Origin of the sequence: Falsiroseomonas ponticola, from assembly GCF_016805305.1 — a bacterium.
GTDB lineage: Bacteria > Pseudomonadota > Alphaproteobacteria > Acetobacterales > Acetobacteraceae > Falsiroseomonas > Falsiroseomonas ponticola.
On sequence record NZ_JAERQN010000004.1, the window covers coordinates 59,452 to 76,962 of the forward strand.

The following is a 17,511-nucleotide window of genomic DNA, read 5'->3' on the forward strand; positions in this document are numbered from 1 at the left end:
ATGCGAACATTACCGGAACCATTTGCCGCCTGGTTCGCCAGCCGCGGCTGGGCGCCGCGCGCGCACCAGCTGGCGCTGCTGGCGGCGGCGCGGCGGGCGGAGAGCGCGCTGCTGGTGGCGCCGACCGGTGGCGGCAAGACGCTGGCGGGCTTCCTGCCGAGCCTCATCGACCTGCATGAGGCACCCCGGGAGGGGCTGCACACCCTCTACATCTCGCCCCTCAAGGCGCTGGCCGTCGATATCGCGCGGAACCTGACCGCGCCGGTGGAAGAGATGGGCCTGCCCATCCGCATCGAGACCCGCACCGGCGACACGCCGCAGAACCGCCGCGCCCGGCAGCGGGAGAATCCGCCGAACTTCCTGCTGACCACGCCGGAAAGCCTCGCGCTGCTGCTGACGCTGCCGGATGCCGGCAGCTTCTTCGGCGGGCTTCAGGCCGTGGTGGTGGATGAGATCCATGCCATCGCCGGCACCAAGCGGGGCGACCAGCTGGCGCTCGGCCTGGCGCGGCTCGGCACGCTGGCGCCGGGGGCGCGGCGCGTCGGCCTCTCCGCCACCGTTGCCCACCCGGACCCGCTGCGCCGCTATCTCTCGCCCACCGGGGGCGTGCGGGACGTGGCGCTGGTGGTGGGCGAAGGCGGCGCGGAACCCCGGCTCGACATCCTGCTGCCCGATGGCCGCCTGCCCTGGGGCGGGCATATGGGCCTGGCCTCGATGCCGGAGGTCTATCGGCGGATCCGGGAGGCCGGCGTCACCATCGTCTTCGTCAATACCCGCGCCCAGGCGGAGCTGTGCTTCCAGGCGCTGTGGAAGATGAATGACGACAATCTGCCGATCGGCCTGCACCACGGGTCCCTGACCGTGGAGCAGCGCCGGAAGGTGGAAGCCGCGATGGCGGCGGGCCGGCTGCGGGCGGTGGTGGCGACGGCCTCGCTCGACCTCGGCATCGACTGGGGGGCGGTGGACCAGGTGGTGCAGGTGGGGGCGCCCAAGGGCGTCGCGCGGCTGCTGCAGCGCATCGGCCGCGCCAACCACCGGATGGATGAGGCGAGCGAGGCCGTGCTGGTGCCCGCCAACCGCTTCGAGGTCATCGAATGCACCGCCGCCCGCCAGGCCATCGCGGCGCATGAGCTGGATGGCGACCCGCCCCGCCCGGGCGGGCTCGACGTGCTGGCCCAGCACATCCTGGCCTGCGCGGTGGCTGGCCCCTTCCTGCCGGATGATCTCTATGCGGAGGTGACGCGCGCCGCGCCCTATGCCCGGCTGGCCCGGCGCGATTTCGACGATGCGCTGCGCTTCGTCGAGGATGGCGGCTACGCGCTCCAATCCTATGACCGCTTCCGCAAGCTCTTCCGGGACGCGCAGGGCTACGTCCATGTGAAGACCACCGCCGTGGCGCGGCAGCTGCGGATGAATCTCGGCACCATCGTCGAGACGCCGCTGATGAAGGTCAGGCTGCGCGGCGGCGGCGTGCTGGGGGAGGTGGAGGAATGGTTCGTCTCCACCCTCACCCAGGGGGACTGCTTCATCTTCGCCGGCCAGCTGCTGCGCTTCGAGGGCCTGGACACCACCGCCTGCCTGGTGACGCGGGGCGGCGAGGGCGAGCCGCGCGTGCCCGCCTATGCCGGCAGCCGCATGCCGCTGACGACCTACCTCGCCGCCCGCGTCCGCGCGATCCTGGCCGATCCCAAGGCCTGGAAGGCGCTGCCCGCCCCCGTGCAGGAATGGCTGCGCCTGCAGCAGAAGCAGTCGGAACTGCCGCCCCGCGACGGGCTGCTGGTGGAGACCTTCCCGCGGGGCGAGAAGTGGTTCCTCGTCGCCTATTGCTTCGAGGGGCGCCTCGCGCACCAGTCGCTCGGCATGCTGGTCACGAAGCGGATGGAAAAGCTCGGCATGGCGCCGCTCGGCTACCTCGCCACCGATTATGTCCTCGCCGCCTGGTGCGCCTTCGAACCCATGGGCGTGGAGCGGCTGTTCGAGGAGGACATATTGGGGGAGGAGCTGGAGGAGTGGATGGCGGAAAGCTCCATGCTCCGCCGCACCTTCCGCAACATCGCCACCATCGCCGGGCTGATCGAGAAGAACCATCCGGGGCAGGAGAAGTCGGGCCGGCAGATGACCATGAATGCCGATTTGATCTACGACGTGCTGCGCAAGCATGAGCCCGACCACATCCTGCTGCGCGCGACGCGGCAGGAGGCCGCCGCGGGCCTGACCGACGTGGCGCGGATCGGCCTGATCCTGGCCCGCGCGCGGGCGGGCGGCATCCGTCACCGGGCGTTGGACCGCGTCTCGCCGCTCGCCGTGCCCGCCCTGATCGAGGAAGGGCGCGAATGGGTCGCCGGCGGGGCAGAGGATGCGCTGCTGGCGGAGGCCGAGGCGCTGGTCGCGGATGCCACGCTCGGCACCGATGCCTTCAACGAGGTCCTGGCCCAGGTGACGGAGGCGATTCCCCCCCGCGGGGATCGTGACAGGGCCCGCCGCCCCCGCGACAAGAAGGCCCGCTACAACCGATTCATCCGCAGCGCCCCGAAGCATCTCGGAACCCCGGAACGATGACTGCCGCCCCCCTCCACATGGCCGGCCAGCGCCTGATGCTGGACCCCGCCGGTGTCTGCACCTGGCCCGCCCAGAAGCTGCTGGCCGTGACCGACCTGCACCTGGAGAAGGGCAGCCACTTCGCCGCCCGCGGCCAGTTCGTGCCGCCCTATGACACGCGGGAGACGCTGGAGAGGCTGGGGGCGGTGATCCGCAAGTGGAACCCCTCGCGGCTGGTCCTGATGGGCGACAGCTTCCATGACCGGCATGGCTGCGCCCGCCTGCCCGCCGCCGATTGCGCCACCTTGAAGCGGCTGCTGGAGGGGCGGGAGGTCACCTGGCTGCTCGGCAACCATGACCCGGAACCGCCGGAGGGCCTGCCCGGCACCGCCGTCACGGAACTGCGCATCGGCGCCATCGTCTTCCGGCATGAGGCCGATCCGGCGCGGCTGCCGCTCGGCGTCGTGGAGGTCTCCGGCCATTTCCACCCCAAGACGACCATGCCGGTCCGTGGCGGTGGGGTGACGCGTCCCTGTTTCCTCACCGATGGGCGGCGGCTGATGCTGCCGGCCTTCGGCGCCTTCACCGGCGGGCTCGATATCCGGGATCCCGCCATCGCGCGGCTGTTCCACCGCGGCGGCCGCGCCTTCCTGATCGGCCAGGAACGCCTCTACAGCTTCGCCACCGGCCCGCTGCGCGGCGCGATGCGCGCCATGGAGGCCGAGGCCGCCAGCACCACGCCCTGAACGCGAAAAGCCCTCCCCCGCGCTGGCGGGGGAGGGTTGGATGGGGTCAGGCGCCCCTTACGGCCAGATCACCTGGTCGATGGCATGGATGATGCCGTTGCTGGCCAGGATATCGGCCTGCACCACCTGCGCCGGACGGGCGGAGACATTGGCACCCGCCGCGCCGAAGCCCGCGATCTGCTGCGCCGGCGCCGGGTTCTGCACCGACACGCGGCCATTGGCGGAGGACAGCGCGATATCGGCGCCGTTCACCGTGCGCAGGCGCCGGTCGCCGGTCAGCTCCGCCGCGCGGATCGCGCCCGGGACGGTGTGGTAGTCGATCAGCGCGCCGAGGCGCAGGCGATCCACCTCGTTGCGGTTCTCATTGGACTGGGACCCGCCGAGCAGCTGGTCGATCAGGCCGGAAGGCGCGCCCGCGAAGGCCGCGTCGATCGGCGCGAAGACCGTCATCGGCGCCGCCTGGCGGAACTTCTCCACCATGGAGCCGCGGGTGATCAGGTTGAGGAATTCGGTGAAGCGGTTGTCGCCCGCCAGCGTATCGGCCAGCGTGCGAAGCTGCGTCTGGGCGCGCAGCACCGTCGGCGCGGCCAGGCCGGCCCCCATCGCGGCGCCCGCCGCGGCGAGCGTGAACAGCCCGCGCCTCTGCATCGGGATCATGCGTCTCATCCTTGTTCCGTTTCCCGCAAGGCCAGGCATCCACCGGGGGTGGTCGTTCCGGTCTCTCGCGGTCGGCCATCCAACGCGGCGAACCCGCGATGGTTCTCTCGGCATGCTCGCGCCGCGCGCGTTTCGTCCTACATGAGGGGGATGACTGCGAACGCCGCCTCCCCTCCCCCCGCCCTGCTGTGGTTCCGCCACGACCTCCGCCTTTCCGACCACCGGGCCCTGCAGGCCGCGATGGCCGGCGGCCGCCGCGTGCTGCCGGTCTTCGTGCTGGATGACACGGCGGCCGGGGATTGGGCGCATGGCGGGGCCGCGCGGTGGTGGCTGAAGGGCAGCCTCGATTCGCTGGGGCGTGCCCTGGCCGCGCGGGGCGCGCCCCTGCTGCTGGCGAAGGGACGGGCGGAGACGGTGATCCCGGCGCTGGCCGCCGCGACCGGCGCCGCGGAGGTGCATGCCGGCCGCGGCTACGAACCCTGGGCGCGGGAGCAATCCCGCCGGGTGCATGAGGCGCTGCAGGGCGCGGGGCGGGCGCTGCACCTTCACACCACGGCAATCCTGCGGGAGCCGCACGGCTTCGGATCGGGCAGCGGCAAGCCCTATGCCGTCTATTCGCCCTTCGCGAAGACCCTGCTGGCCGCCGGCGACCCGCCGCCCCCCCTGCCCGCGCCGGACCGCATTCCGGGGGTGGAGCCGCCCGCGGGGGGCGAGACGCTGGAAAGCCTCGCCCTCTATCCCGTGAAGGGGGAGCCCGACTGGGCGAAGGGCTTCGGCGCGCCGTGGCAGCCCGGGGAGGAAGGGGCCGCCGCGCGGATCGCGCGATTCACCGCGAAGGCGCTCGGCCGCTACGACAGCGACCGCAACCTGCCGGGCATCGAGGGGTCCTCGGGCCTCTCGCCCCATCTCCGCTGGGGCGAGGTCTCGCCCGTCCAGGTCTGGCACGCGGCGCGGGCGGCGGGCGCGGCGGCGGGGGCGACGGAGACCTTCCTGAAGGAGATCCTCTGGCGGGAATTCGCCTATCACCTGCTGTGGCACCGGCCGGAGATGCCGGCGCGCGCCCTGCGAGGGGAGTTCGACGCCTTCCCCTGGGCGCCCGACCAGGCCCTGCTGGAAGCCTGGCAGCAGGGCCGCACCGGCTACCCCATCGTCGATGCCGGCATGCGGCAGCTCTGGCAGGTGGGCTGGATGCACAACCGCGTGCGCATGATCGCGGCGAGCCTGCTGGTGAAGCACCTGATGCAGCCCTGGCAGGCCGGCGAGGCCTGGTTCCACGACACGCTGGTGGATGCCGACCTCGCTTCCAACAGCGCGTCCTGGCAGTGGGTGGCGGGCTGCGGGACGGATGCGGCGCCCTATTTCCGCGTCTTCAACCCGGTGCTGCAGGGCGAGAAGTTCGACCCGGAGGGCGCCTATGTCCGCCGCTGGGTGCCCGAACTGGCGAAGCTGCCGGCGGCCTTCATCCACAAGCCGTGGGAGGCGCCGGCGGGCATCCTCTCGGCCTGCGGCATCCGGCTCGGCGCCAGCTATCCGCGCCCGGTGGTGGACCATGCGGAGGGCCGCGCCCGCGCCCTGGCGGCCTTCGCGGCGCTGCGGAAGCCCGAGGCGCTGCCGGCCGGAGCGGACCGGTGACGCACCCCCTGCCGACCCCGGTCGGCCATCTCTGGCGCGGCTTCGCGGGGCTGCGCGTGGTCGCGGATGTGCATGGCGATGCGGAGGCCTTCATCCACGCGATCGAGGGCGCGCTGGCCGAGGACATGTTCATCATCCAGCTCGGCGACCTGACCGACCACGGGCCCGACAGCCCGGAGGTGCTGCGCCGGATGTTCGCGCTGATCGACGAGGGCCGCGGCCTCTTCATCCTGGGCAACCATGACCACAAGCTGCGCCGGGCGCTGACGGGCGCGCCGGTGCGCGGCCAGCCGGAGGGGCTGCACCGGACGCTCGCGCAGCTGGACGCGGCCCCGGACGGGGCGGCGCTGAAGGCCCGGGCGGTGGAGGAGATCGCCCGCGCGCCGGCCTGGATCCATGATGGCGGGCGGCTTTTCGTGCATGGAGGCTTCCACCCCGGCATGCTGCACAGCGCGCCGCCGCCCGATGCCGGCGAACGCAAGGCGCAGGGGCTGATGACCCGCGCCCTCTATGGCCAGGTCACGGGCCGCATGCGCCCCGATGGCTTCCCCGACCGGGTGCATGACTGGGTGGACCGCATCCCGGCGGACATGGTCGTGGTCTGCGGCCATGACCGGCGCAGCACGGATGGCCGGCCCTATGTCGCGGAGGGCGCGCAGGGCGGCCGCGCCATCTTCGTGGATTGCGGCGCGGGCAAGGGCGGGCACCTCGCCTGGATCGACATGCCCGCCTGGGCGTGACGCCGCCCGCTTGATGCAGATCATCGTGGCCTCGCCCGGCCCGGCGCAGCCTGCGCCCGTGATGGAGACGCCCGCCATGACCGAAGACGGCCCCACCCCGCCCCTTCCCGCGGCCGCACCGCTGCTTCCCGAACCGGCGCCGGAAGGCGCGGCCAGCATCGCGCATGCGGCGGCCGACCTGGTGCGCCCGCATCGCCGCTCTCCGCCGCGGCATGACCCCGAGGCGGTGCGCCGCGCCTTCGAGACCGGCGAATACCCCTACGCCACCCGCCTGACCGAGAAGGAATACCTGGCGCGGGTGAAGCCGCTGCAGGTGGAGCTGCTCAAGGCGCAGGCCTGGGTGAAGGACGCCAACGAACGCATCGTCATCCTGTTCGAGGGCCGCGACGCCGCCGGCAAGGGCGGCACCATCAAGCGCTTCATGGAACACCTGAACCCGCGCGCCGCGCGCGTCGTGGCGCTGGAGAAGCCGAACGAGCGCGAGCGCACGCAATGGTACTTCCAGCGCTACGTCCAGCACCTGCCGGCCGGCGGCGACATGGTCTTCTTCGACCGCTCCTGGTACAACCGCGCGGGTGTGGAGCGGGTGATGGGCTTCTGCTCCCCCTCCGAGTACCTGGAGTTCATGCGCCAGGCGCCGGAGCTGGAACGGATGCTGACACGCTCGGGCATCCGCCTCTTCAAGTTCTGGTTCAGCGTCACGCGGGACGAACAGCTCAAGCGGTTCGAGGCGCGGGAGACCGATCCGCTGAAGCAGTGGAAGCTCTCGCCGATCGACAAGGCGAGCCTCGACAAATGGGACGACTACACCGAGGCGAAGGAGGCGATGTTCTTCTACACCGACACCGCCGACGCGCCCTGGACCATCGTGAAGTCGAACGACAAGCGCCGCGCGCGGCTGGAAGCGATGCGCTTCTTCCTGCACGCCCTGCCCTATGCCGGCAAGGATGAGGCGGTGGTGCACGCGCCGGATCCGCTGATCGTTGGCGGCGCGGGGCATGTGATCGGCCGGTCGGCCCACATCCTCGGCACCGCGCTGCATCCGGACCAGCGCCGCGCGGCGAAGTAGCGGCCAGGCCGCCGGCGGGGTAGAGAGACCGCCGGAGGACCCGCCATGACCGACCTGCCGACGCGCGTGGAGATCCGGGAGGAAGGCCCGCGGGAGGGCTTCCAGATCGAGCCCGGCCCGATCCCGACCGCGCGCAAGATCGCGCTGGTGGATGCGCTGTCGGCGACCGGGCTCCACCACATCCAGGTCTGTTCCTTCGTCAGCCCGAAGATCGTGCCGGGCTGGGCGGATGCGGAGCAGGTGGCGGCGGGGTTCGACCCCAGGCCGGGCGTGACCTACACCGCGCTGTGGTTCAACGCCGCCGGCATGAACCGCGCGCTCAGTTTCCGCGACCGGATGAAGGTGGAGACGGCGGTGACGGTGGTGGCCAGCGAGGCCTTCTCGCTGAAGAACCTCAACCGCGACCGCGCGAAGAACATCGAGGCGCAGCACGTCAATGTCCGCGCCCACCAGGAAGCGGGCGTGCCGGTGACGCGCATCAGCGTGCAGGCCGCCTTCGGCTGCAACTATGCGGGCGACGTGCCGGTGGGGGCCGTGATCCAGGCGCTGGACGATGCCTTCGCCATCGGGGCGGCGCATGGCCTGTCGCTGCCCGAAGCGACGCTGGCCGACACCATGGGCTGGGCGACGCCCGCGCGGATCGAGCGCGTGGTTGCGGAGGTTCGGAGCCGCTGGCCGGACCTGTCGATCATCCTGCACCTGCACGACACCCGCGGCCTCGGCATCGCCAATGCCCATGCGGGGCTACGCATGGGCATCCACCGCTTCGACACGACGGTGGGCGGGCTGGGCGGCTGCCCCTTCGCCGGCCAGCCCGGCGCGCCGGGCAACATCGCCAGCGAGGAGCTGGTGCTGCTGTGCCAGGAGATGGGGATCGAGACCGGCGTCGATCTTGACGCGTTGGTGGAGGCCGGGCGCCTGGCGGAGGATGTGGTCGGCCACCGCCTGCCGAGCACTCTGCTGCGCAGCGGGACGCTGGCCAGGTTCCGGCGCGCGGCCTAGGCGGCAGGGCTTGAAGCGCCGGGCGTTCCCGCCCGGCGCTTCCGGATAGTCATGTCACGCGCGCGGTGGATCGCTGGGTCGCGAGCTGGGCGAGCACCGCGTCCCGCTCCGCCTCGATCGCGGCAATGCGGGGCCCACAGCCGGGATCGCTCGAGTTGCAACTGCTGCGGGCCTGCGTGATGCGTTCCGCGAAATCCCGCTGGACCGCCGCGACCCGCGCATCGAAGAAGCTGTCGCGTTCAGCCAGGGAGGCGAATTGCTGCGGTGGCAGGATGACGGTGACAGTCGCGGGATACTGCGCCATCGCGCCGGAGGCCGCGTCCACCGCGAGGCCTATGAACCCGCCCAGCAGGATGTTCCCGGCCGTCATGCCCTGGAACTGCGACGACACGGTCTGGACCGCCGGCATCGAGCCAGACCGCGTGCAGTTCACCGCAAGGTCCTGCCCGGACTTGCTGACATTCGCCGTGCCCGGCGTCGGATTGACGACCGCGACCACATTGCCGGAGCGGACCAGCTGGCACGTGGCTCCCGGCGGTTCGGTGATGATGGAGACGTTCTGCGACGTTCCGGTGGTGATGGTTGCGCAAGCCGGCAGCAGCGTGGCCAGCATGAGCAGGGACAATAGTCGCTTCATGGTATTCCATCGATGCGAGATGCATCAAGGCGATGCTGGCCGCGCATCACTTCCAACGCAATGGTTCGGGAACGATACGGTTCCCTGATCACGAAAAAGCGATCAAAGGCGGTCAGGCCACCGGCATCGCCTGGCTCAGCCGCCCGCCCATGCGCACCGGCTCCGCCCGCAGCGCGAGGCCCGTCGCGTCATCGGTCTCGACGAACAGCCCGCAGACCGTCGCCTCGCCCTCCGCCGGGGCCAGCTTTTCGCCCGGCACCTTCTTCCAGAACCGCAGCGCGGCGGCGCCCTTCTGCATGCCGATCACGCTGTCATAGTCGCCGCACATGCCGGCATCGGTCTGGTAGGCGGTGCCGCCCGGCAGCACCTGGTGGTCGGCGCTCGGCGTATGCGTGTGGGTGCCTACCACGAGGGAGAGCTTGCCGTCGAAGCTGTGCCCCATGGCCAGCTTCTCGGACGACGCCTCCGCATGGAAATCGAGGATGATGGCCTGCACCGTGCCGCCCGCGCCCATGCGGTGCGGCGCGATCATCGCCTGCACGCCGCGGAAGGGGTCGTCCAGCGCGTCCATGAAGAGCCGGCCCATGGCCTGCATCACGAGAGCCTTCCGGCCATCCGGCAGAACGGCCACGAAGCCGCCCTTCCCCGGCGTGCCGGGCGGGTAGTTCATCGGGCGGATCAGGCGGGGCTCCCCCTCGATATAGGGGATGATCTCCTTCCGGTCCCAGGCATGGTTGCCGAGGGTGATGACATCGGCGCCCGCCGTGAAAAGCGCCCGCGCCATGTCGGGCGCCAGGCCGAAGCCGTGGCTGGCATTCTCCCCATTCACCACGACAAGGTCCAAGGCCAGCCTTTCGCGCAGCAGGGGGATGGCCACGCCGGCGGCATCGCGGCCGGAACGGCCGACCAGGTCGCCCAGGAAGAGGATACGCATCAGCCAGGCACTCCGGCGCGGATGACACCACGCTCGGTAACGATCGCGGCGAGGAGCGCGTCCTCGGGCCCCGCGGGCACTTCGTCAACCTCCTGGCACGCGAAGGCGGTACCGATGGCCACCGCGGCGGGCAGCGTGGCGAGCGTCCGGTCGTAATAGCCGCCGCCATAGCCGAGGCGCCGGCCGGCGCGGTCGAAGGCCAGAAGCGGCACCAGCAGCCAGTCCGGGACCAGCGCCTCGGCCTCCGCCCCCGGCTGCGACGTGCCCATCGGCCCGCGCGCCAGCGCGTCGCCGGGCCGCCAGCGGCGGAAATGGAGGGGCTGGCCGCGCTTCGGCGTGACCGGCAGCGCGATGGGGTGGCCGCGTTCGTGCAGGGCCTGCAGCAGCGGGCGGATATCGATCTCCGGCCCCATGGGCCAGAAGCCGGCCACGGTGGCGCCGGGGGGCGGCGGCAGGTCCCGCAGCAGGTGGTCCGCCAGCGCCGCGCCGCAGGCCAGGGCGTCCTGCCCCAGCCGCCGCGCCAGCGCGGCCTTCCGCGCCTCGGCCTTCAGTTCAGCGAGCAGGACGGGACAGAGCATCGAGTTCTTTCGGCCCGCGACAGCGGGCCCGCGCGCAGCGCAACAACGCCACCTGCGCGACAGTGCGTCGGCGCGAAAGCCAAGCCCGCGGAGCGGGCGCCGGCGATTGAGGCAGGAACAAGCGCGGAGCCACCATGGCCGTGGGCGTGATAACCCTCCTGAGACCTGCTGTTGCAGGTGGGAACCAGATACCCGGACCACGGTCCGGACAGCGCCAGTCCCCGGAGGATGCTCATTGGCCCCGGGGGTTAAAGTGCCTCACCAACCGGGCAGCCCCGCCGATCCTAGTTAGGGGCGGTCGAGGGTCTGGGCAATGCCCTCGATGCGGTCGGCGATGCGGGCCAGGCGCTCCGCCAGCCGCGGATCGGGCTGCGGCGCCGCCGCCACCTGGCCGGCGCGGGCCTGGGCGAGCGCCACCTTCAGGTCATGCACCTCATCCGCCAGCAGCAGCGCGCCCAGCAGGATCAGCCGGCTTTCGCCGAACTGCCCGCCCATCGCCTTGATGGAATTGACGCGCTTGTCCACCTCGGCCGCCAGGGAGACGAGATGCGCCTCCTGCCCGTCCTCGCACGAAACGGGGTGGCTGTAGCCGCCAACGCGGACGGTGACCTGACCCATGCCTACTGATCCTCTCCGAGCGCCGCGCGAAGCCGCGCAATCGTCTCGTCCAGCCTGTCGGCGATGGCCGCAACCGCGGCGCGGGACACGCCTTCGCCAGCGACCGCCTCCGGCCTCGGCCGGGCCGCGGCATCCGCCAGGCGCTCCACCGCCGCTTCAAGCCGCGCCAGGGCGCGACCCGTCGGATCGCCCCCGGCATCGATCCCCGCACCTGCCGCGCGTGCCCCTGACACGGTTGTTCCGAAGCCCCCAAGCCTGATCCGATGCCGGTGCCCGCGCGGCGCCAAGGGCGCTTGCCGCAGACGTTGCCGGCATGCTGCAACGCTTTGCATGCAAGGCCCTGCGGGTCAACGGTGAGCGCGAGTCCCCTGCCCTTCGCCGCCCCCTTTCCCCCCGCCGTCACGGTGGTGTCGCCAGCGGAGGCGATGGCCGCGCTGTCGCTGGCGGGCCCGCGCGGCGTGACGCTGCTCTCGGCCGAGGGCGCCGCCGGCTTCCTCGGCCCCCGCGCCTGGCGCGTCCTGGTCGATTCCGCGCGCGCGGCGCATCCCGGCGTGGCGGCGGCGGATCTGCTGTGCTGCGGCCGGGCGCCCGGCGATGCGCTGGCGGCGTTGCGCGCGGGTTGTCGCGGCATCGTGCTTGATGGGTCCTCGCCCGCCTTCGCGGCCATCGCCGCGGCCTGCGCGGAAGGCGGCGCAGCCCTGCTTCCCGGCCGCCCCCCGGCGCTCGAGGCCCGGTCGCTCGACCTCCGCCGCGCCGCCGGAAAGGCACGGCTCGCCGCCTGGCTGGCCGTTCCGCCGGATGACACGCGCGGACACCTGCGCTAGACCCCCGGCCAAGCCCGCAACCGCCGTAGACCGAGGAAAATTCCACGATGCGCCTGACGCCGAAGGTCCAGGAAATCCTGTCCTGGTACGAGAGCGACAACCCCGGGGTGAAGGCCAACCTCGCCCGCATCCTGATGCAGGGGAAGCTCGGCGGCACCGGCCGCATGGTGATCCTGCCGGTGGACCAGGGCTTCGAGCATGGCCCCGCCCGCAGCTTCGCGCCGAACCCCGCGGCCTATGACCCGCGCTACCTGTTCGAGCTGGCGCTGGAAGCCGACCTCAACGCCTATGCCGCGCCGCTCGGCATGATCGAGGCCGGCGCCGCCACCTATGCCGGCTGCATCCCGACCATCCTCAAGATGAACAGCAGCAACAGCCTGTCCACCACCAAGGACCAGGCCGTGACGGCGACGATCGGCGATGCGCTGCGCCTCGGCTGCTCCGCCATCGGCTTCACCATCTATCCGGGCTCCGAATACCAGTTCGAGATGATGGAGGAGCTGCGGGAGCTGGCGGAGGAGGCGAAGTCCGTCGGCCTCGCCGTCGTCGTGTGGTCCTATCCGCGCGGCCCGATGCTGGACAAGGTCGGCGAGACCGCGCTCGACATCTGCGCCTATGCCGCGCACATGGCCGCGCTGGCCGGCGCGCACATCATCAAGGTGAAGCCGCCGACCGCGGCGATCAGCCTGGATGCCGCCAAGGCCACCTACACGAAGAACCCGGTCGAGGACGATGCCGCGAAGCGCTTCGCGCATATCGTGCAGGCCTGCTTCGGCGGCCGTCGCCTGGTGGTGTTCTCCGGCGGCGAGGCGAAGGGGCAGGAGGACATCCTGAAGGAGGTCCGCGCCATCCATGCCGGCGGCGGCAACGGCTCCATCATGGGCCGCAACGCCTTCCAGCGCCCGAAGGCGGAAGCGGTGGCGCTGCTGAACGCGATCATCGACGTCTACAAGAACTGATCGCCCTGCCCCTGGCAGGCGGTCGCGAGGGCGGCGGGGGGAACCCCGCCGCCTTTGTCGTCCAGGGAGGGGCCGTTTCGGGCCGGGCCGAAGCATGGCCGGCGCGGCGCGGGCCAGGATGAGCCATGGACAACCTTCCCCTCATCCTCCTCGTCTTCCTCCTGGCCGGGCTCGCCAAGGGCATCATCGGGCTTGGCCTGCCGACCATCTCCATCGGCCTGCTGGCGCTGGTGATGCCGCCGGCGGAGGCGGCCTCCCTGCTGCTGCTGCCCTCCCTCGCCACCAACGTCATGCAATGCGCGGGGCCGGCGCTGCGGCCGCTGCTGCTCCGGCTCTGGCCCATGCTGGCGGCGCTGGTGCCCGGCTGCTTCGCGGGCATAGGCCTGCTGACGGCGGGCGGCCCGGCGGCGCTCGGCCTGCTCGGGGCCGCGCTGGTGGCCTATGCCGCCTGGGGCCTCGTCTCGCCCCCGCTGCTTCTGCCGAAGCGGGCGGAGCGGCTTTCCGCCCTGCCGGTCGGCCTGCTGGGCGGCGTCATCACCGGCGCCACCGGCGTCTTCGTCATGCCGGTGGTGCCCTGGCTGGGCGCGCTCGGCCTGGCGCGGGATGCGCTGGTGCAGGCGCTGGGGCTCGCCTTCCTGGCGGCGACCGTCGCGCTCGGCCTGGCGCTGGCCTGGGCGGGCGCGGTGACGCCCGCGACCTCGCTCGGCTCGCTGCTCGCCCTGCCGCCGGCGCTGCTCGGCATGGCGATCGGCACGCGGCTGCGCGGGCGCATCGCGGCGGCGCTGTTCCGGCGGCTGTTCTTCCTGGCGCTGCTCGGCATCGGCGCGCAGCTTGCCTGGCGCGCAGTATCGTGATTGTGCGTTGCATCCAATCGCCGTCATCGCGCGTATCGCGGGCATGCTCATCCTCGCGATCCGTATTGCCGCCCTGGTTCCCCTGATCGCCGGCGCCGCCGGGGTGGTGAGCGGCGCGGGGTTCCTGGGTGAGCCGGCCGGCCCGGCGACGGACAGCCATTTGCGCTACCTCTCGGGCCTGCTGCTCGGCCTTGGCATCCTCGCCTGGTGGTGCGCGGCGGACATGAAGCGGCGCGGCGGGGTCTTCACCATCCTGGTGCTGATCGTGGCGCTGGGGGGGCTGGCGCGGCTCATGGGCGTGCTCGGCCATGGGCGGCCGCCGATGCCGCATCTGCTGGCGCTGGGCATGGAATTGGTGGTCACGCCCGGGCTGTGGCTGTGGTGGCGCGCATCGAGGGTGGAGGCGGAGGCCGATCCGCGCCCGGCGGACCTCTATCGCTGGCTGGGTGGCGCCTGAGGCGCGACGCCCCCTTCCCAAGCCGCCGCCGGCGCGCGACATCCCGCCCATGCCCGCGCCCGAACGAGACTGCCGCCTCTACCTCATCACCCCGCCCGCGCTGCCGGACCTGCCGGGCTTCGCGGAGAGCCTGCGCCGCGCCCTGGATGCCGGGGATGTCGCCGCGCTGCAGATCCGCCTGAAGGACGTGCCGGACGAGGCCATCCTGCGCGCGACAGAGGTGATCCTGCCCATCGGCCAGGCCGCCGGCGTCGCCGTGCTGATGAATGACCGGATGGACCTGGCGAAGCGCGCGGGCTGCGACGGCGTGCATCTCGGCCAGGGGGATGGCGACCCGGCCGCGGCGCGCAAGCTGCTGGGGGCGGAGGCGACGATCGGCGTGACCTGCCATGCTTCCCGCCACCTGGCGATGGAGGCCGGGGAGGCGGGCGCGGACTACGTCGCCTTCGGGGCCTTCTTCCCGACCACCACCAAGGACGCGAAGCACCACGCCGACCCCGAGATCCTGGAATGGTGGAGCGAGATGTTCGAGCTCCCCTCAGTCGCCATCGGCGGGATTTCCGCGGCGAATTGCGCGCCGCTGGTCCGCGCGGGGGCCAATTTCCTGGCCGTGGTCGGCGCGGTGTGGAGCCATCCGGAGGGCCCCGCCGCCGGCGTGCGCGCGATGAACGCGGCGATCGCCTCAGCCTGAGCGGGAGGGCCGCCAGACCGCGCGGAAGACGAGCCCCGCCACCGCGCCGATCGCCGCCCCCTGCAGGAAGGGCCGCCAGCCCAGCCCGGCGCCGGCGCCGCCGATCAGCCCGCCCAGCAGCAGGCCACCGCCCAGCGCCCCCGCCAGCGCACAGGCCAGCAGGCCCTGGCGGCGGATCGCGGCCAGGCCCAGATGCATCGGCAGCCCGCCCAGCAGGGTGAAGAGCATGGCGAAGGGCAGCAGCGGCAGCGAATCGAGCCAGAGGTCCAGCGCCGCCCGCCACGCCGCGGCGTCCTCGGGCATCGCGGCCTCCCCGCGCAGCATGGCCAGCAGCGCGATGGCCGGCACGCCGACCGCCATGGCGGCAAGGGAGGCTAGCAGGATGCCGGCCGCCAGCCGCCGCAGGCCGCTGCCGGTGACGCGTGCGAGGAATTGGGAACCCATGCGCCGACCCTGCCACGGGCCGCCATCCGGGTCACGCTGCCTCCCTTGACCCCCGGTGCCTTGACCCACGGTGCCGGGCCGGCGCATGCCGCCCGACCTGGAGGATCCCGCGATGCGCCTGGCCTATGAGACCTGCGACGTCTTCACCGACCGCCGCTTCGGCGGCAACCCGCTGGCCGTCGTGCGCGATGCCGCCGGGCTGGACACCGCGGTCATGCAGGCGGTGGCGCGGGAGTTCAACCTCAGCGAGACGGTCTTCGTGGAGGCGGCGGACGAACCCACCGCCACCGCGCGGATCCGCATCTTCACCACCGCGATGGAACTGCCCTTCGCGGGCCATCCCAATGTCGGCGCCGCCGTGCTGGTGGCGCGCTACCTCGGCATCCAGGGGGACCGGCTGCGGCTGGACCAGGCGGCGGGGCGCGTGGAGGCGACGCTGGGGCGGGACGAGACCGGGCATGTGGTGGCCGCCACCATCACCGCGCCGAAGCCCTTCACGCTCGGCCAGGCGCTGGATCCCGCCGCCATGGCCGCCTGCGCCGGGCTGCCGGGCGGCGTGGGGGATCCCGTCATCGCATCCTGCGGCACGCCCTTCGCGGTGGCGGAGGTGGCGGATGAGGCGACGCTCGCCGCCGCGGAGCCCGATGTGGCCGCCTTCCGGCGGCACCTGCCGCCCGGCCTCGCCATCGGGCTGCACCTCTTCTGCCGCCAGGGGGAGGCGGAGGGGGTGGTGCGGCTGCGCAGCCGCATGTTCGCCCCGCTGGGCGGCATGGCGGAGGACCCGGCGACGGGCTCCGCCAATGTCGCGCTGGGCGGCCTGCTGCTGCACCGCGGCGGCGGCGATCGCCTGGTCCTCTCGATCGAGCAGGGCATGGAGATGGGCCGGCCCAGCCAGCTGGACGTGACGGCGTGGCGGGAGGCCGGCGCGATCCGCGTCTCGGTCGGCGGCGGCGTCGTCGCCGTCAGCCGGGGCTGGCTGTACCTGTAGCGCCCCGCCATCAGGGCGACCGGAAGCGGGCCCCATCCGCGCGGATGAAGACGCGCAGCGGCGTGGTGCCGGCGCCGCTGCCATCCAGCCCGCGCCAGCGGCCATTGGTGCAGAGCACGCCGCCGCCCGCGACCGGCACGGCATCGAAGACGACGGTGTTCAGGATGCGCTCCCCGGCCGGGGAGACGGCGGTGAAATCCGTGCGGCATTCCCCACCGACGCGGACGGGGTCGTAGTCGTCGATCATCCAGCCGCCGCCGCCCGTGCTCTCGAACCGCCGTTCCAGCGGCGGCCAGGCGGCGAAGTCGGCGGGGGATTGGGCCCGTGCCGGCGCGGCCGCGGCCAGCGCGACCAGCAGGGCGGAGAGGATGGATCGGTGCTGCATGGCGTGGTCCCCGTTGCGGCAGGGTCCTGCACCCTGCCCCCAAGCTACGGGCCGGCAGGCGCCCTGGATGCAACGCGCGGCGGAATCCCCGCGCCGGGCGCGCGCCACGAAACCGGCACCGGTCGCTTCCGCAACGAAGCCGGATCGTTCTAGGCTTCGCCGTCGCCTCACGGCGCCTAGGGCGGACGGCGCCCGGATGGCCCGCCCTCGACGCGAAACGGGCGGCCAACCGTGCGCCGTCCCGGCGCCCCAGGAGGAAGACCATGCCCCGTCACACCCTGGCCGCCGCCGCCGCGGCCGCCCTTCTCCTCGCCGCACCGGTGCTGGCGCAGAACTTCAACCGGCCCCCTTCCTTCGGAACGCTCAACCTCAGCGCCAATTTCGCGCCGGACCCGACGGTGGTGGCGGTGACGGCGGGCGGCAACCTGCCCGCCGAACGGCTGGGCGGATCGCAATGCGTGGGCTCCATCGCGGATGCGCCGGATGTGCGGCTGAACTACCGCGCCGGGCAGGGGCTGCCGCTCTACATCTCCGCCGTCTCGCGCGCCGATGTCACGCTGGTGGTGAACCTGCCGAACGGGCAATGGGCCTGCAACGACGACCATGCCGGCAGCACCAATGCGGGCCTGGTGTTCCGCAACCCGCAATCCGGCCAGTACGACATCTGGATCGGCCATTACGACCGCGGCAGCCGCGTGCCGGCACAGCTGCGGATCAGCGAGATTCCACCGGCCCGCTGACCTGACGCGGCGCGGTGC

At 72.4% G+C, this 17,511-nt stretch carries 21 protein-coding genes and 1 other RNA gene; 13 read left to right on the plus strand and 9 right to left on the minus strand.

What is annotated here, in order from left to right:
• Entirely contained in the window at positions 1-2,559 is a 2,559-nt protein-coding gene (locus tag JJI54_RS13560) for a ligase-associated DNA damage response DEXH box helicase (RefSeq protein ID WP_203073549.1), read from the plus strand.
• A complete protein-coding gene (pdeM, locus tag JJI54_RS13565; protein ID WP_203073550.1) occupies positions 2,556-3,284 on the plus strand; it encodes a ligase-associated DNA damage response endonuclease PdeM in 729 nt (242 codons plus the stop codon). Before JJI54_RS13560 ends, pdeM begins: the two co-directional genes overlap by 4 nt.
• A 57-nt stretch (positions 3,285-3,341) precedes the next feature.
• Here the strand turns inward: pdeM and JJI54_RS13570 are convergent, their stop codons facing one another.
• Complete coding sequence (locus JJI54_RS13570) at positions 3,342-3,941, minus strand: fasciclin domain-containing protein (protein WP_203073551.1); 600 nt, start codon at positions 3,939-3,941, stop codon at positions 3,342-3,344.
• Between the two features lie 150 nt (positions 3,942-4,091).
• Between JJI54_RS13570 and JJI54_RS13575 the strand changes: the two genes are divergently transcribed.
• From JJI54_RS13575 to JJI54_RS13590, 4 genes are all read left to right on the plus strand, one after another.
• Positions 4,092-5,573, plus strand: a complete 1,482-nt coding sequence (locus JJI54_RS13575) for a cryptochrome/photolyase family protein (protein WP_203073552.1) — start codon at positions 4,092-4,094, stop codon at positions 5,571-5,573.
• The gene (locus tag JJI54_RS13580) at positions 5,570-6,313 is read left to right on the plus strand and encodes a metallophosphoesterase (protein ID WP_203073553.1); all 744 of its coding nucleotides are present in this window, start codon (positions 5,570-5,572) and stop codon (positions 6,311-6,313) included. Before JJI54_RS13575 ends, JJI54_RS13580 begins: the two co-directional genes overlap by 4 nt.
• Positions 6,314-6,389: 76 nt before the next feature.
• A complete protein-coding gene (ppk2, locus tag JJI54_RS13585) occupies positions 6,390-7,382 on the plus strand; it encodes a polyphosphate kinase 2 (RefSeq protein WP_226381751.1) in 993 nt (330 codons plus the stop codon).
• A 45-nt stretch (positions 7,383-7,427) separates the two neighbouring features.
• On the plus strand, positions 7,428-8,384 hold the full coding sequence (locus tag JJI54_RS13590; protein WP_203073554.1) for a hydroxymethylglutaryl-CoA lyase: 957 nt from the start codon (positions 7,428-7,430) through the stop codon (positions 8,382-8,384).
• A gap of 49 nt (positions 8,385-8,433) precedes the next feature.
• Here the strand turns inward: JJI54_RS13590 and JJI54_RS13595 are convergent, their stop codons facing one another.
• The 6 genes from JJI54_RS13595 to JJI54_RS13620 all read right to left on the minus strand — a co-directional run bounded on the left by JJI54_RS13595 (position 8,434) and on the right by JJI54_RS13620 (position 11,384).
• Complete coding sequence (locus JJI54_RS13595) at positions 8,434-9,009, minus strand: hypothetical protein (protein WP_203073555.1); 576 nt, start codon at positions 9,007-9,009, stop codon at positions 8,434-8,436.
• A 124-nt stretch (positions 9,010-9,133) separates the two neighbouring features.
• On the minus strand, positions 9,134-9,955 hold the full coding sequence (locus JJI54_RS13600) for a TIGR00282 family metallophosphoesterase (RefSeq protein ID WP_203073556.1): 822 nt from the start codon (positions 9,953-9,955) through the stop codon (positions 9,134-9,136).
• Positions 9,955-10,533, minus strand: coding sequence for a 5-formyltetrahydrofolate cyclo-ligase (locus tag JJI54_RS13605; RefSeq protein WP_203073557.1), 579 nt, complete (start codon positions 10,531-10,533; stop codon positions 9,955-9,957). Before JJI54_RS13605 ends, JJI54_RS13600 begins: the two co-directional genes overlap by 1 nt.
• 122 nt (positions 10,534-10,655) lie before the next feature.
• Positions 10,656-10,812, minus strand: a non-coding RNA gene (ssrS, locus tag JJI54_RS13610) — 6S RNA.
• A gap of 9 nt (positions 10,813-10,821) precedes the next feature.
• Positions 10,822-11,151: a cell division protein ZapA gene (locus JJI54_RS13615; RefSeq protein WP_092958122.1), complete on the minus strand. Its 330-nt coding sequence runs from the start codon at positions 11,149-11,151 to the stop codon at positions 10,822-10,824.
• Positions 11,152-11,153: 2 nt separating this feature from the next.
• Positions 11,154-11,384, minus strand: coding sequence for a hypothetical protein (locus JJI54_RS13620; protein ID WP_203073558.1), 231 nt, complete (start codon positions 11,382-11,384; stop codon positions 11,154-11,156).
• A 120-nt stretch (positions 11,385-11,504) separates the two neighbouring features.
• Between JJI54_RS13620 and JJI54_RS13625 the strand changes: the two genes are divergently transcribed.
• From JJI54_RS13625 to thiE, 5 genes are all read left to right on the plus strand, one after another.
• Positions 11,505-11,975, plus strand: coding sequence for a hypothetical protein (locus tag JJI54_RS13625; protein ID WP_203073559.1), 471 nt, complete (start codon positions 11,505-11,507; stop codon positions 11,973-11,975).
• A gap of 47 nt (positions 11,976-12,022) precedes the next feature.
• Positions 12,023-12,934 (plus strand): class I fructose-bisphosphate aldolase, encoded by a 912-nt coding sequence (locus JJI54_RS13630; RefSeq protein WP_203073560.1) that lies wholly within the window; start codon positions 12,023-12,025, stop codon positions 12,932-12,934.
• Positions 12,935-13,059: 125 nt separating this feature from the next.
• Positions 13,060-13,788: a sulfite exporter TauE/SafE family protein gene (locus JJI54_RS13635; RefSeq protein WP_203073561.1), complete on the plus strand. Its 729-nt coding sequence runs from the start codon at positions 13,060-13,062 to the stop codon at positions 13,786-13,788.
• A 43-nt stretch (positions 13,789-13,831) separates the two neighbouring features.
• Complete coding sequence (locus JJI54_RS13640) at positions 13,832-14,245, plus strand: DUF4345 domain-containing protein (RefSeq protein WP_203073562.1); 414 nt, start codon at positions 13,832-13,834, stop codon at positions 14,243-14,245.
• A gap of 49 nt (positions 14,246-14,294) precedes the next feature.
• Positions 14,295-14,936 carry a thiamine phosphate synthase gene (gene thiE, locus JJI54_RS13645; protein ID WP_203073563.1) on the plus strand — a complete coding sequence of 214 codons (642 nt, stop codon included), beginning with the start codon at positions 14,295-14,297 and terminating at the stop codon, positions 14,934-14,936.
• Here the strand turns inward: thiE and JJI54_RS13650 are convergent.
• Complete coding sequence (locus JJI54_RS13650) at positions 14,928-15,380, minus strand: hypothetical protein (protein WP_203073564.1); 453 nt, start codon at positions 15,378-15,380, stop codon at positions 14,928-14,930. The genes thiE and JJI54_RS13650 overlap by 9 nt on opposite strands.
• An 85-nt stretch (positions 15,381-15,465) precedes the next feature.
• On the opposite strand from JJI54_RS13650, the gene JJI54_RS13655 reads away from it, so the two are divergent.
• Entirely contained in the window at positions 15,466-16,368 is a 903-nt protein-coding gene (locus JJI54_RS13655) for a PhzF family phenazine biosynthesis protein (RefSeq protein WP_226381752.1), read from the plus strand.
• 10 nt (positions 16,369-16,378) lie between these two features.
• Here the strand turns inward: JJI54_RS13655 and JJI54_RS13660 are convergent, their stop codons facing one another.
• Complete coding sequence (locus JJI54_RS13660; RefSeq protein WP_203073565.1) at positions 16,379-16,753, minus strand: hypothetical protein; 375 nt, start codon at positions 16,751-16,753, stop codon at positions 16,379-16,381.
• 263 nt (positions 16,754-17,016) lie between these two features.
• On the opposite strand from JJI54_RS13660, the gene JJI54_RS13665 reads away from it, so the two are divergent.
• Entirely contained in the window at positions 17,017-17,493 is a 477-nt protein-coding gene (locus JJI54_RS13665) for a peptidase S1 (protein WP_203073566.1), read from the plus strand.
• The last annotated feature ends 18 nt before the right edge of the window (positions 17,494-17,511 follow it).